Genomic DNA, 11,899 nt, shown 5'->3' on the forward strand with positions numbered 1-11,899 from the left:
TCACGCCCCCAGTTGCGTGCTGGCCGCGCAGGCCAGCCCCGTGGCCACGCCGCCGAACAGGTCGCCCTCGACCAGGTTCACGCCCGCGAAGCTCCTGCGCAGGGCATGCTGGAACGGCCGCAGCGCGGACGAGCCGCCGGTGAGGTAGATCGCGTCGAGGTCACCGCTGCGCAGGCCCGCGCGCTTGACGCAGGCGTGCGCGCAGGCGATCACGTTTTCCAGCGGGGAGGCCAGCTGCTCTGCCATGTCGGCGGGTGAGAGCGAAACCGTCAGGCCGCGCTCGGCACATCCGAGGTCAATGGCCGTTGGCGCGTCGCTCAGTGACACGTCGATCTTGGCCGCTTCCACCGCGCTCGCGATACGGTGGCCGTGGCGTTCCTCGAGCACGGCCATCAGCCGGTCGTGCAGCCGCGTGTCGCTGTAGCTGGTGCGCAGATCCTTCGCCTGCCGCACCGCCTTGGCGGCGTAGAGCCAGTTGATCAGGTGCCACGAAGACAGCTCGAAGAACACCTTGCTGGGCACCTCGCGCCCCTGCGGGCCGTGGTGGCGGAAGCCGAATTGCGGCATCACGCGCTCGAGGTTCAGCCGCTGGTCGAAGTCGGTACCGCCGATGTGCACGCCGCTGGTGGCCAGCACGTCGTCGCTGCGATCCTCTCGCGCGGCACGCTCGGGGCCGACGCGCACGACGGTGAAGTCGGAGGTGCCGCCGCCGATGTCGACGATGAGCACGATCGACTCCTTGGCAACGCGCTGTTCGTAGTCGAAGGCGGCCGCGATGGGTTCGAGCTGGAACGCAATCTCGCGAAAGCCCGCGGCGCGCGCTGCGACGCGCAGGCTTTCTTCGGCACGCTCGTCGCGCTTGGGGTCGTCGTCCACGAAATGCACCGGGCGGCCGATCACCACGCGTTCGGGCATCTGGCCCAGCTCGCGGCTGGCGCGCACGGCCAGCTCGCGCAGGAAGCGGGCGATGATGTCCTCGAAGCTCACGAGGCCGTCGTGGATGGCCGTTTTCTCCTGCATCAGCGCGCTGCCGAGCAGGCTCTTGAGCGAGCGCATCAGCCGGCCCTCGGTGCCCGAGAGGTACTGGCCGATGGCGTCGCGGCCGAAGTGCGTCGTGCGGTCTTCGGCGTTGAAGAAGATCGCGGTGGGCAGGGTGGTGGCCGTGCCCTCGATGGGCAGCAGGCGTGCTTCGCCGTCGACCCGGCAGGCGACGGCGGAGTTGGAGGTGCCGAAGTCGATGCCGATCGTCGGCAACGACGACGGTGCCTTCACGATCAAGATTCCCTGCGCAGCGCCGGGAACAGGATCACGTCGCGGATGCTCGGCGAATCGGTCAGCAGCATCATCAGCCGGTCGATGCCGATGCCGCAGCCGCCGGTGGGCGGCATGCCGTATTCGAGGGCGCGCACGAAGTCGTGGTCGTAGTACATGGCCTCGTCGTCGCCGCTGTCCTTGGCGGCCACCTGCGCGTTGAAGCGCGCGGCCTGGTCCTCGGCGTCGTTCAGCTCGCTGAAGCCGTTGCCGAACTCGCGACCGGTGATGTACAGCTCGAAGCGCTCGGTGACCTCGGGGCGCTCGTCGTTGGCGCGCGCCAGCGGCGAGATCTCGGTCGGGTGCTCCATGATGAAGGTCGGCTGCCAGAGCTTCTCTTCGACGGTTTCCTCGAAGTACATCACCTGCAGGCTGGCGAGGCTGCGCTGCGAGAGCTTGTCCTTCTCTTCGCTCAGGCCGATCTTGCGCAGGGCGTTGATGAGCCAGGCGCCGTCGTCGACACCGTCGCCCGCGTCGGTGTACTTCAGGATCGCTTCGCGGATCGTCAGGCGCTCGAACGGCTGCGTCAGGTCGACCGGCTTGCCCTGGTAGGTGAGCTGCTGCGTGCCCACGGCCTTGTCGGCGATGGTGCGGATCAGCGTCTCGGTGAAATCCATCAGGTCGCGGTAGTTCCAGTAGGCCGCGTAGAACTCCATCATCGTGAACTCGGGGTTGTGCCGCACCGAGATGCCCTCGTTGCGGTAGCTCCGGTTGATCTCGAACACGCGCTCGAAGCCGCCGACGATCAGGCGCTTGAGGTACAGCTCGGGCGCGATGCGCAGGAACATCTCCTGGTCGAGCGCGTTGTGGTGCGTCTTGAAGGGCTTGGCGTTCGCGCCGCCCGGAATCGGGTGGAGCATGGGCGTCTCGACTTCGAGGAAGCCGTTGCCCACCATGAACTCGCGCAGGGCGCTCACGGCCTTGCTGCGTGCGGTGAAGCGCACGCGCGCTGTCTCGTCGGTGATCAGGTCGACATAGCGCTGGCGGTACTTCTGCTCCTGGTCGGCCATGCCGTGGAACTTGTCGGGCAGCGGACGCAGGCTCTTGGTGAGCAGGCGCAGCTTCGTGACCTTGACCGACAGCTCGCCGGTCTTGGTCTTCATCAGCGTGCCTTCCGCACCGAGGATGTCGCCCAGGTCCCAGCGCTTGAACTCGGCATACGTTTCCTCGCCGACAGCGTCGCGCGTCACGTAGAGCTGGATGCGGCTGGTGGCGTCCTGCAGGGTGGCGAAGCTGGCCTTGCCCATCACGCGCTTGAGCATCATGCGGCCGGCCACGCTGACTTCGACAGCCTGCGCTTCGAGCGCTTCGGACTCGGTGGCGCTGTGCGCCTCGACGAGTGCGGCGGCGCGGTGGCCCGGCTTGAAATCGTTGGGGAACGCAACGCCCTTGCCCTCGGCCTGTGCCGTGCGCAGCAGCTTGAGTTTTTCGCGACGTTCGGCGATGAGCTGGTTTTCGTCGACGGGGGGCGGGGGAGGCGGGGAGTTCTTTTGATCGGACATGGGAGGCGGGTGGCGCGCAACCGGGAGCGTGCGCGGGGCTGGCATTTTAGCCGATCGGGTTCGAATAAAACCCGCCCCCAGCGCCCGCCAATCCTGCGGGATGAGCTACAAAAAGGATAGCGATCTATTCAGTGATGCCGGTGCGTGCGAGCAGATCGCTGACCAGCTCCAGTCGCATCAGCGGGCTGTCGAGCTCCATCAGGCGCTGCCGCAGCTCGAGCTGCATCGGCACCAGTTCGCACCAGCGGTTGGCCACCCAGCCGCAATCGTCGAAGCGGTAGGGCTCGGCGATGGGCAGCCGCACCGATCCGCCTTGCGCGCGGCGCCGCTCCTCGAGGGTGCCGACCAGGCGCTGCAACGCGGTGGACGTGTGCCGCAGGTCGTCGGGAATCTCGAGCGCGACGTCGTCGTTCACGGCCTCGACCTCGGCGACCCAGAGGCCGTGTTTCTGCAGCTCGTTGCTGCGAACGCGAAAACGCTGCGTGCCGATGCACTCGATCTGCAGCAGGCCGCTTTGCGGCGACTCGAACTCGCGGATCGTGGCCAGCGTGCCGATGGCGGCGAAGCTCTCGGCGTCGGCGCCGGCCTTGCGAACTTCGCTGCCGCTGGTGAGGCTCACCACGCCGAAGGGGGCGTCGGCCTTGCGGCACTTGCCGATCATGTCGAGATAGCGAACCTCGAAGATGCGCAATGGAAGAAGGCCGCCGGGAAAGAGCACCGTACCGAGCGGGAACAATGGCAGTGAATGCAAAAGGGGTTGTGTCGTCATCGAAAAGCCTTGCGTGGCTATCATCGCATTCCCCTCACGGCCGCGCCTCATGCTCTACCAGATTCCCTCGTTCCTTCTCGACGTGATCGTCGGTCTGCTCGGCGGCGCCTGCCTGCTGCGCCTGTACATGCAGTACCACCGGGTGCCCTTCGGCAACCCGCTCGGGCGCTTCGTATTCGCCATCACCGACTGGATCGTGCTGCCGCTGCGGCGCATCGTGCCCGCGGTGAAGCGCTGGGACCTGGCCAGCCTGATCGCGGCATGGCTGCTGGTGATGCTGAAGTTCCTGCTGCTGTGGCTGCTGGTCGGCAACCTGGGGCGCATCGCGACCCTGCCGCTGGTGTCGCTGGTGGGATTGATGCAGCTGGCCATCTCGGGGCTGACCGCGCTGCTGGTGGTCTATGCGGTGCTGTCGTGGATTCCGGGCGCGTCGCCGATGCTGCTCGACCTGATCTCCCGCCTGGCCGAGCCGCTGGTGCGGCCGTTCCGCCGCTTCATTCCGCTGATCGGCGGGGTCGACCTGTCGCCCCTGGCTGCCATCGTGGTGCTGCAGGTGATCGCGATCGTGCTGGGCAACCTGCTGGTGTTTGCGTACCAGCTGACCTTCTGAATTAGCTCCTGAATATCCCAAGAAAAAGGACCCGGATGCATCGCACCCGGGCCCTTTTGCCTTGATTGCCGTTCGTTCTTCAGCTCACCGCATCGGCCGGCTGGCGCAGCAGCATCGCCAGCGTGTTGGCGATCGTCTTGCGCAGTTCGCGGCGGTCGCTGATGAAGTCGATGGCGCCCTTGGTCTGCAGGAACTCCGCGCGCTGGAAGCCTTCGGGCAGCGTCACGCGCACGGTCGATTCGATCACGCGCGGGCCGGCGAAGCCGATCAGCGCCTTGGGCTCGGCGATCACCACGTCGCCCACGAAGGCGAAGCCGGCCGACACGCCGCCCATGGTCGGATCGGTCAGCACGCTGATGTAAGGCAGGCCCTTCTTCGCCAGGCGTGTGAGCGCGGCATTCGTCTTGGCCATCTGCATCAGCGAGAGCAGGCCTTCCTGCATGCGCGCGCCGCCGGTGGCGGTGAAGCAGATGAACGGCACCTTCTGCTCGATGGCGGTCTCCACGCCGCGCACGAAGCGCTCGCCGACCACGCTGCCCATGGAGCCGCCCATGAACTCGAATTCGAAGCAGGCCACGACCACGCTGATGCTGTGCACCGAGCCGCCCATGACGACCAGCGCGTCGGTCTCGCCGGTGTTTTCCAGTGCTTCCTTCAGGCGCTCGGGGTACTTGCGGCTGTCCTTGAACTTCAGGGCGTCGACCGGCAGCACTTCCTGGCCGACTTCGTAGCGGCCCTCGGCGTCGAGGAACGCATCGAGCCGCGCGCGGGCGCCGATGCGGTGGTGGTGGCTGCAGCTGGGGCAGACGTTCTGGTTGTGCTCGAGGTCGGTCTTGTACAGAACGGTCTCGCAGGCGGGGCACTTGATCCACAGGCCCTCGGGCACCTGGCGGCGCTCGGACGGGTCGGTTTGGGCGATCTTGGCGGGTAGCAGTTTTTCAAGCCAGCTCATGGGGGCTCCTTGTGTTGGCGGTGATTATCGACCAGCCGCGTTCTTGGCCGTCGCGGCGGGCAGGGCGTCGAGCGCCTCGCGGATGCCCGCGAGGAATTCGTGCACCGCCGGCACGACTTTTTCGCGGGGCTGGTCTTCGATGAGTTGAATGATCTTGGTGCCGATGACGACCGCATCGGCGGTCGAGCCGACCGCCTGTGCGGTGCGCGCGTCGCGGATGCCGAAGCCCACACCGACCGGAATGCTCACGTGCTCGCGGATGCGCGGGATCATCCGGCCGACGGCCTCGGTGTCGAGGTGGCCGGCGCCCGTCACGCCCTTGAGCGACACGTAGTAGACATAGCCGCTGGCGATGCGCGCGACCTGCGCCATGCGCTCGTCGGTGCTGGTGGGGGCCAGCAGGAAGATCAGGTCGATGCCGGCGGCCTTGAGTTCGGCGGCGAAGTCCTCGCACTCTTCCGGCGGGTAGTCGACCACCAGCAGGCCGTCAACGCCGGCCGCGGCCGCATCGCGGATGAAGGACTTCTTGCCGTGCACGAGGTCGTAGCGCTCGACCGGGTTGGCATAGCCCATCAGCACCACCGGCGTGGTCGTATCCGTCTTGCGGAAGGCGGCGACGATGGCGAGCACCTGCTTCATGCCCACGCCAAGCGCCAGCGCGGCCTCGCCGGCCTTCTGGATCACGGGGCCGTCGGCCATGGGGTCGGAGAAGGGCACACCCAGCTCGATCACGTCGGCGCCGGCCTCGACCATGCCGTGCATCAGCTCGGGCGTGATGTCGGCGAAGGGGAAGCCGGCGGTCACGTACGGAATGAGGGCGCGGCGGCCTTCCTTCTTCAGGGCCTCGAAAGTGGTGGCAATGCGGCTCATCACTTGCCTCCCTTCACGCTCAGACCGCGCATCGAGGGGCGGTCGTAGAAATCGACGCCCGACAGGTCGGCGACGGTGCCGATGTCCTTGTCGCCGCGGCCCGAGAGGTTCACCAGGATCGACTGGTCGGGGCGCATGGTCTTCGCGAGCTTCAGCGCGTGGGCCACGGCGTGGCTGGATTCGAGCGCGGGGATGATGCCCTCCGTACGGCACAGGTAGTGGAAGGCGTCCAGCGCCTCGGTGTCGGTGATGCCGACGTACTCGGCGCGGCCGATGTCGGCCAAGTACGCGTGCTCGGGGCCCACGCCGGGGTAGTCGAGGCCCGCGCTGATGCTGTGGGTCTCGGTGATCTGGCCGTCCTCGTTCTGCAGCAGGTAGGTGCGGTTGCCGTGCAGCACGCCGGGGCTGCCGCGCAGGATGGAAGCCGAGTGCTTGCCGCTGTCGAGCCCTTCGCCCGCCGCCTCGACGCCGATCAGGCGCGTGCCCGCGAACGGGATGTAGGGGTGGAAGATGCCCATGGCGTTGCTCCCGCCGCCCACGCAGGCGATCACCACGTCGGGCTGCTTGCCCTCGGCTTCGCCGGTGATGCCGTCAGCCGCGAGCATGGCCGGCATCTGCTCGATGCACTCGGTGCCGATCACGCTCTGGAAGTCGCGCACCATGGTCGGATAGGGGTGCGGGCCGGCGACGGTGCCGATGATGTAGAAGGTGTTCTCGACGTTCGTGACCCAGTCGCGCATCGCTTCGTTGAGCGCGTCCTTCAGCGTCTTGCTGCCGGACTCGACGGGCACCACGGTCGCGCCGAGCAGGTTCATGCGGTAGACGTTGGGGCTCTGGCGCTTCACATCCTGGCTGCCCATGTAGACCACGCACTCGAGGCCGTAGCGCGCGCAGATGGTGGCGGTAGCCACGCCGTGCTGGCCGGCGCCGGTCTCGGCGATGACGCGAGGCTTGCCCATGCGCCGCGCGAGCATCGCCTGGCCGATCACGTTGTTGATCTTGTGGGCGCCGGTGTGGTTCAGGTCTTCGCGCTTCAGGTAGATCTGCGCGCCGCCCATTTCGCGGCTGGTGCGCGCCGCGTGGTAGATCGGCGAGGGACGGCCGACGAAGTGCTTGAGCTCGTAATGGAATTCCGCGAGGAACGCCGGATCGTCCTTGAACTTGGCGTACGCATCGCGCAGTTCGTTGATCGCGTGGGTGAGCGTTTCGCTCGCGAAGGTGCCGCCGTAGTTGCCGAAGTGGCCGGTGGCATCGGGTTGCTGGTAGTCCTGGAATTGGCTTTGCATGGTTCTCGATCGGTGGGCCGCAGCCCGACAAACGATCGGCTGCGGCGGCTAACTGGAGAAGGACGCGTCGGCAGCCCTGACTGCTGCGACGAATTGCCGGATCTTTCCGGCGTCCTTGAGGCCCTTGTTCCCGGGACCGTCGATTTCGACGCCCGAGCTCACATCAACGGACAGCGTCTTGCAGCGTGTCCGCAGGATGCGAATGCCATCGCCCACGTTTGCAGGTGTGAGCCCACCACTCAAGACGAGGTGAGCGTCGACGGCGGGTGGAAGAAGTGACCAATCGAATGCCTTGCCGCCACCGCCATAACCTTCGACATGCGCGTCGAGCAGGATGGCCTGGGCGTGGGAGTAATCGGACGCGTATTTTACGAGGTCGAAGCCCGCCCCGGCATCCCCCAGCGGAATGCGGGCGGCGCGCATGTAGCGGAAGCGGTCCGGGCCGGTGGCCTCCTCGCACTGCTGCGGCGTCTCTTCGCCGTGGAACTGCGCGATGGAGCCCTTCACCTGGGCGAGCGATGCTATGACTTTGGGAGCGTCCTCGTTCACGAACAGCAGGACCGGCGTGATGAAGGGCGGCAAGCGCGAGGCCAGTGCGGCCGCGCGCTCGGCCGTCACCGCACGGGGGCTCTTCGGATACAGGACGAAGCCGATCGCGTCGGCTCCCGCTTCGATTGCCGCGTCGACATCGGCTTCACGGGTCAGGCCGCAGATCTTGATGCGGGTGCGGGGCAGGGGAGGCGCGCTCATGGCGGGCCATCATACGGAGCCCCGCCGGCCTGCAGCGTGGCTTCGTCCGGCAGACCCCACTTGGCGTCGTACAACGGGCCCATGAAATACAGGCCGTCGGCGGAGAAGGTGGGCGCGGCAATCTTGCGGCTGCGCGCCTCGAGCACTTCGGAGATCCATTCGGGCCGCTCGTCGCCGCGGCCGATGCGCACCAGGCAGCCCATCAGGTTGCGGATCATGTGGTGCAGGAAGGCGTCGGCCTCGAATTCGAAATGCCAGCGGCAGCGCTCGCCGCTGCCCACGCGCGTGATCTCGATGCGACGCAGGTCCTTGACCGGCGAGCGTGCCTGGCAGGCAGAGGCGCGGAACGAGCTGAAGTCGTGCTGGCCGATGAGCAGCGCGGCCGCCGCGCGCATCGCATCGCCGTCGAGCGGGTGCATCGACCAGCCGACCCTGCCCGAATCGAGGCTGGGCCGCACGGGCGACTGCGAGAGCACGTAGACGTAGCGACGCGCCAGGGCGCTGGCGCGGCAGTGGAATTCGTCGGGCACCGGGTGCGCCCACTGCACCGCGATGTCATCGGGCAGGAAGCGGTTGGTGCCGCGCATCCAGGAGAAGGGCTCGCGCTTGACGGCGGTGTCGAAGTGCACCACCTGCATCAGCGCATGCACGCCTGCGTCGGTGCGGCCGGCGCACAGCGTGCGGATGGGCTGGTCGGCGAACTTCGAGAGGGCCGCCTCGAGCTTGTCCTGAACCGTGCGGCCGGAGGGCTGGCTCTGCCAGCCGTCGTACGCCTGGCCGTTGTACCGGATGCCTAGAGCCAGCCTCACGAATTCAGAAAGCCCGGGAAAAGCGGCAACGCTCGCTCAGCGCAGTTCCGCAAGGAGTTGACGGGCTTGCGACTTGAGATCGCCGGCGCTTTCGGCCTCGACTTCCTCGACCAGCGAGCGGGCGCCTTCGACGTCGCCGATGGCCTGCAGTTCGCGGGCCAGCGAGAGCTTGACGGCGTGCGGGCTGTCGTCGCCTTCGTCGTTCTGCGCGGCAGCCGTTGCCGCCGGCTTGGCGGTTTCGGCCGGACGGGCTGCCGGCAGGCCGGCCAGCGCGCTCATGTCGAACTCGATGAAGCCCGAGTCGGCCGGCAGCGCGTTGCGCAGCATGGCGGGGCGGGTGTTGTGCTCCGGATCGCTCAGGCTCAGCGAGCCGGGGAGCGTGTCGGCCGACAGGGCGCCGGGGGCGGTGTCGAAGTCGTTCTCGAGGTCGACGGGCGTCGCATGGGCGTGGCCGTTCGACAGCGGGGCGGCCGGGCGTGCCGTCGTCGGAGCAGGCGCGTAGGCCGACTTCGGCAGGCTGGCGCCGACGGGCGCGTGCTGCGGTGCAGGCGCCGGTGCCGGGGCGGGCGCCGGCGGGGTGGTCAGGTCGAGGTCGAAGTCCAGCGGTGCGACCGAGGGCACGAAGGCGGGCGGTGCCACGGCCACCGGAGGCGCCACCACCGGAGCAGGCGTTGCCGGCTTGGCGGCCGCCGCCAGGGCACCGGCGAAGGCAGCCGTTTCGGCGGCGCTGGCGCCACCGCTACCGCCGCTGCGGGGCGAGCCCGATTCGTACAGCGGGTTGCCTGGATCGAGGTCCTTGCCCATGTCGACCACGCGATTCCAGTCGGAACCCAGGCCGCCGGTCAGCTTGTGCACTTCGGTGGCGAGGCTTTCGTAGGCACGCACGTCGCGGCGCTTGGCGTGGATCTCGAGCAGCTTGAGGTGGATGGCGGTGCGATCGGGGTTCAGGCGCAGCGCCTCGCGCAGGATTTCCTCTGCCTGCAGGTCGCGGCCGTAGGCCAGGTACACGTCGGCCTCGGCGACCGGATCGACATCGCCCGCGTCGAGCTGGCTCGGCGAGTACGACAGCGACGAGACGGTGGAGTCGCCGCGATGCTTGGTGTCCACCGATTCGCCACCGCTGGCGCCGAAGAACGAATCCTTCGGAATGCGGCTTTCGAGGAACACGCTTTCGCTCATTTCCTCGCGACGGCGACCCAGCACGCGGTACAGCAGGAAGCCGACCAGCAGCGCGATCAGCGCGGCACCCGCCAGCATCAGCGGGTTGTCCATCAGCTCTTCGAGGAAGGTGGGCTCCGGCGGCGGGGGCGGCGGAGCAGCCTTCTTCACAGCGGGCTTCGGCGCGGCAGCAGCTGCGGCACTAGCTGCCGCGGCGGCGGGAGCAGCAGTGGCGTCTGCAGCCACTGGCGGCGTGCCGGCAGGCGCGGCTTGCGCATCGGCTGCAGGGGTGGCCGCGGCAGCGGGAGCTGCCTGGGTGGCTTCGGGTGTCGGCGGGGTGCTGGGCGCGGCTGCGGCCGGAGCGGCGGGAGCCGCTGCAGGTGCAGCAGCAGCAGCGGGTGCTGGTGCGGCGACCGGAGCAGCTGCCGCAGGCGCGGGAGCCGGTGCGGGGCTCGCGGCCGGAGGCGCGACCGTCGCGCTGGTGTTGGGGGCCGGAACCGGGATGCCCGGCGTTGCCGGAGCCGGTGCAGCGGCGGGTGCGGCCGCGGAAGAGCCGGTGCCCGTTGCCGTCTTGAGCTTGTTCAGCTCGCTGATGTTCTTCGACAGTTCCGCGACGCGGTTGCTGCTGTCCTGCGCCTGGCGGTTCTGCGCGACCTTCTCGTCGGCGGCGCGGGTGGCCGCATTGCCTTGGGAGATCGTGAGCTTGTCGGGCGAGCTGGCCGCTGCATTGCGGTCTTCGACGTTGGCCTGCACCTTGCCCGAGGCCTTGCGGCCCGCTGCTGCGACGTTCGAGGTCGGAGCGTTGTCGGCCAGACGCTGGCGGTAAGAGCCGAAGTCGCGGCTTTGCGCGGTGATCGTGCGGCGGGCTTCGGCCGGCGGAACGGCGGATGCCTCGGCGGAGCTCGGCAGATCGAGCACCGCACCGGCACGCATGCGGTTGACGTTGCCGCCGACGAAGGCGTCGGGGTTGGCCATGAGCAGCGCGACCAGCATCTGGTCGAGCGACACGTCGGCCGGCTTGTAGGTGGCCGCGATCTTGCCGGCGGTATCACCGCGCTGCACCGTGACTTGTTCGCCGCCGCCAGCACTGCGAGCGGGGGCTGCAGCGGTGACAGGGGCGGGGGCCGCAGCTGCGGGTGCCGGAGAAGGTGCCGGTGCCGGTGCCGGGGCTGCAGCCGCAGGCGCGGCCACCACGGGGGCGCGTTCGCGGCGAGCGCGGGCCGCGGGGGCCGTGCGTTCGACCGGTGCTGCGATCTGGGGGGAAATGGGGGCGGCCGGCGTGCTGGTCGCCGCCTGGCGCGTGGCCGGCGGATCGAGCAGCACCGTGTAGTCGCGCACGATGCGGCCGGAGGCACCGTTGGCTTCGAGCAGCAGGTCGATGAACGGATCGTTCAGCGGGCGGTTGCCGCTCAGGCGCACCACGTACTGGCCGCCGGCGCGGCGCTGCAGCGTCGCCTTGACGTCGCTGAGCGCCGAGTTGTACGGGACACCCGCGTTCCTGAAAGCCTCGGCCGTGGCGATGTTGATCTTCAGGCCTTCCGCTTCGTTGGCGGCCATCTCGGTCACATCGATCTCGGCCCGCAAGGGTTCGCCGAGGGCCGACTGCACCTTCAGCTGGCCCAGCGTGAAGGCGCTGGCATCGGTGCTCGCGAGGCCCAGGGCCACGGCTGCCGCCGCGCCGAGAATGGAAAGGCGCCAACCGTTCGACGGAAGAGGCGGGCGAGCGGCCGATGGGCTGGCCGCAGGCAACAGATGTCTTGTCATGCTGATAGGGGGCGGCTCAGGCCCGGAATTTGTAAGAGGACGTTAGCATCATCACTGGGCACTGACAAGGCAATGCGCTTGTTCTACCCAGTGCGCGCATACTTACGCACACATCTTC

The 11,899-nt window shown here is 68.3% G+C and carries 10 protein-coding genes; 1 reads left to right on the forward strand and 9 read right to left on the reverse strand.

The window, feature by feature from the left end; all coding sequences use genetic code 11:
• The 3 genes from EJP69_RS12850 to EJP69_RS12860 all read right to left on the reverse strand — a co-directional run bounded on the left by EJP69_RS12850 (position 1) and on the right by EJP69_RS12860 (position 3,582).
• Positions 1 to 1,272, reverse strand: a complete 1,272-nt coding sequence (locus tag EJP69_RS12850; protein ID WP_126470465.1) for an Hsp70 family protein — start codon at positions 1,270 to 1,272, stop codon at positions 1 to 3.
• A gap of 2 nt (positions 1,273 to 1,274) precedes the next feature.
• Positions 1,275 to 2,813, reverse strand: coding sequence for a lysine--tRNA ligase (gene lysS, locus EJP69_RS12855; RefSeq protein ID WP_093204991.1), 1,539 nt, complete (start codon positions 2,811 to 2,813; stop codon positions 1,275 to 1,277).
• A 124-nt stretch (positions 2,814 to 2,937) separates the two neighbouring features.
• Complete coding sequence (locus EJP69_RS12860; RefSeq protein WP_240652131.1) at positions 2,938 to 3,582, reverse strand: LON peptidase substrate-binding domain-containing protein; 645 nt, start codon at positions 3,580 to 3,582, stop codon at positions 2,938 to 2,940.
• Between the two features lie 49 nt (positions 3,583 to 3,631).
• Here EJP69_RS12860 and EJP69_RS12865 point away from each other — a divergent pair, with 49 nt between their 5' ends.
• Positions 3,632 to 4,192, forward strand: a complete 561-nt coding sequence (locus EJP69_RS12865) for a YggT family protein (protein ID WP_093204985.1) — start codon at positions 3,632 to 3,634, stop codon at positions 4,190 to 4,192.
• A gap of 79 nt (positions 4,193 to 4,271) precedes the next feature.
• Here EJP69_RS12865 and accD read toward each other — a convergent pair whose 3' ends face one another.
• Genes accD through EJP69_RS12895 form a run of 6 tightly spaced genes read right to left on the reverse strand, consistent with a single transcriptional unit; the run spans position 4,272 to position 11,781 of the window.
• The gene (gene accD / locus EJP69_RS12870) at positions 4,272 to 5,144 is read right to left on the reverse strand and encodes an acetyl-CoA carboxylase, carboxyltransferase subunit beta (protein ID WP_019654097.1); all 873 of its coding nucleotides are present in this window, start codon (positions 5,142 to 5,144) and stop codon (positions 4,272 to 4,274) included.
• Between the two features lie 24 nt (positions 5,145 to 5,168).
• The gene (gene trpA, locus EJP69_RS12875) at positions 5,169 to 6,014 is read right to left on the reverse strand and encodes a tryptophan synthase subunit alpha (protein ID WP_126470467.1); all 846 of its coding nucleotides are present in this window, start codon (positions 6,012 to 6,014) and stop codon (positions 5,169 to 5,171) included.
• Positions 6,014 to 7,300 (reverse strand): tryptophan synthase subunit beta, encoded by a 1,287-nt coding sequence (gene trpB, locus EJP69_RS12880; protein WP_093204981.1) that lies wholly within the window; start codon positions 7,298 to 7,300, stop codon positions 6,014 to 6,016. Before trpB ends, trpA begins: the two co-directional genes overlap by 1 nt.
• Before the next feature lie 48 nt (positions 7,301 to 7,348).
• Positions 7,349 to 8,050: a phosphoribosylanthranilate isomerase gene (locus EJP69_RS12885; protein WP_126470469.1), complete on the reverse strand. Its 702-nt coding sequence runs from the start codon at positions 8,048 to 8,050 to the stop codon at positions 7,349 to 7,351.
• Positions 8,047 to 8,859, reverse strand: coding sequence for a tRNA pseudouridine(38-40) synthase TruA (gene truA, locus EJP69_RS12890; protein WP_126470471.1), 813 nt, complete (start codon positions 8,857 to 8,859; stop codon positions 8,047 to 8,049). The genes EJP69_RS12885 and truA overlap by 4 nt, the downstream gene beginning before the upstream one ends.
• Positions 8,860 to 8,895: 36 nt before the next feature.
• On the reverse strand, positions 8,896 to 11,781 hold the full coding sequence (locus tag EJP69_RS12895) for a FimV/HubP family polar landmark protein (protein WP_126470473.1): 2,886 nt from the start codon (positions 11,779 to 11,781) through the stop codon (positions 8,896 to 8,898).
• Positions 11,782 to 11,899: the final 118 nt, after the last annotated feature.

Origin of the sequence: Variovorax gossypii (assembly GCF_003965815.1) — a bacterium.
GTDB classification, from domain to species: domain Bacteria; phylum Pseudomonadota; class Gammaproteobacteria; order Burkholderiales; family Burkholderiaceae_C; genus Variovorax; species Variovorax gossypii.

What these genes read in the sequence shown, in the direction of transcription:
- EJP69_RS12885 (WP_126470469.1), bottom strand. Translation starts at nt 8,050, where the DNA reads ATGAGCGCGCCTCCCCTGCCCCGCACCCGCATCAAGATCTGCGGCCTG.
- EJP69_RS12865 (WP_093204985.1), top strand. Translation starts at nt 3,632, where the DNA reads ATGCTCTACCAGATTCCCTCGTTCCTTCTCGACGTGATCGTCGGTCTG.
- lysS (WP_093204991.1), bottom strand. Translation starts at nt 2,813, where the DNA reads ATGTCCGATCAAAAGAACTCCCCGCCTCCCCCGCCCCCCGTCGACGAA.
- trpA (WP_126470467.1), bottom strand. Translation starts at nt 6,014, where the DNA reads ATGAGCCGCATTGCCACCACTTTCGAGGCCCTGAAGAAGGAAGGCCGC.
- EJP69_RS12860 (WP_240652131.1), bottom strand. Translation starts at nt 3,582, where the DNA reads ATGACGACACAACCCCTTTTGCATTCACTGCCATTGTTCCCGCTCGGT.
- trpB (WP_093204981.1), bottom strand. Translation starts at nt 7,300, where the DNA reads ATGCAAAGCCAATTCCAGGACTACCAGCAACCCGATGCCACCGGCCAC.
- EJP69_RS12895 (WP_126470473.1), bottom strand. Translation starts at nt 11,781, where the DNA reads ATGACAAGACATCTGTTGCCTGCGGCCAGCCCATCGGCCGCTCGCCCG.
- accD (WP_019654097.1), bottom strand. Translation starts at nt 5,144, where the DNA reads ATGAGCTGGCTTGAAAAACTGCTACCCGCCAAGATCGCCCAAACCGAC.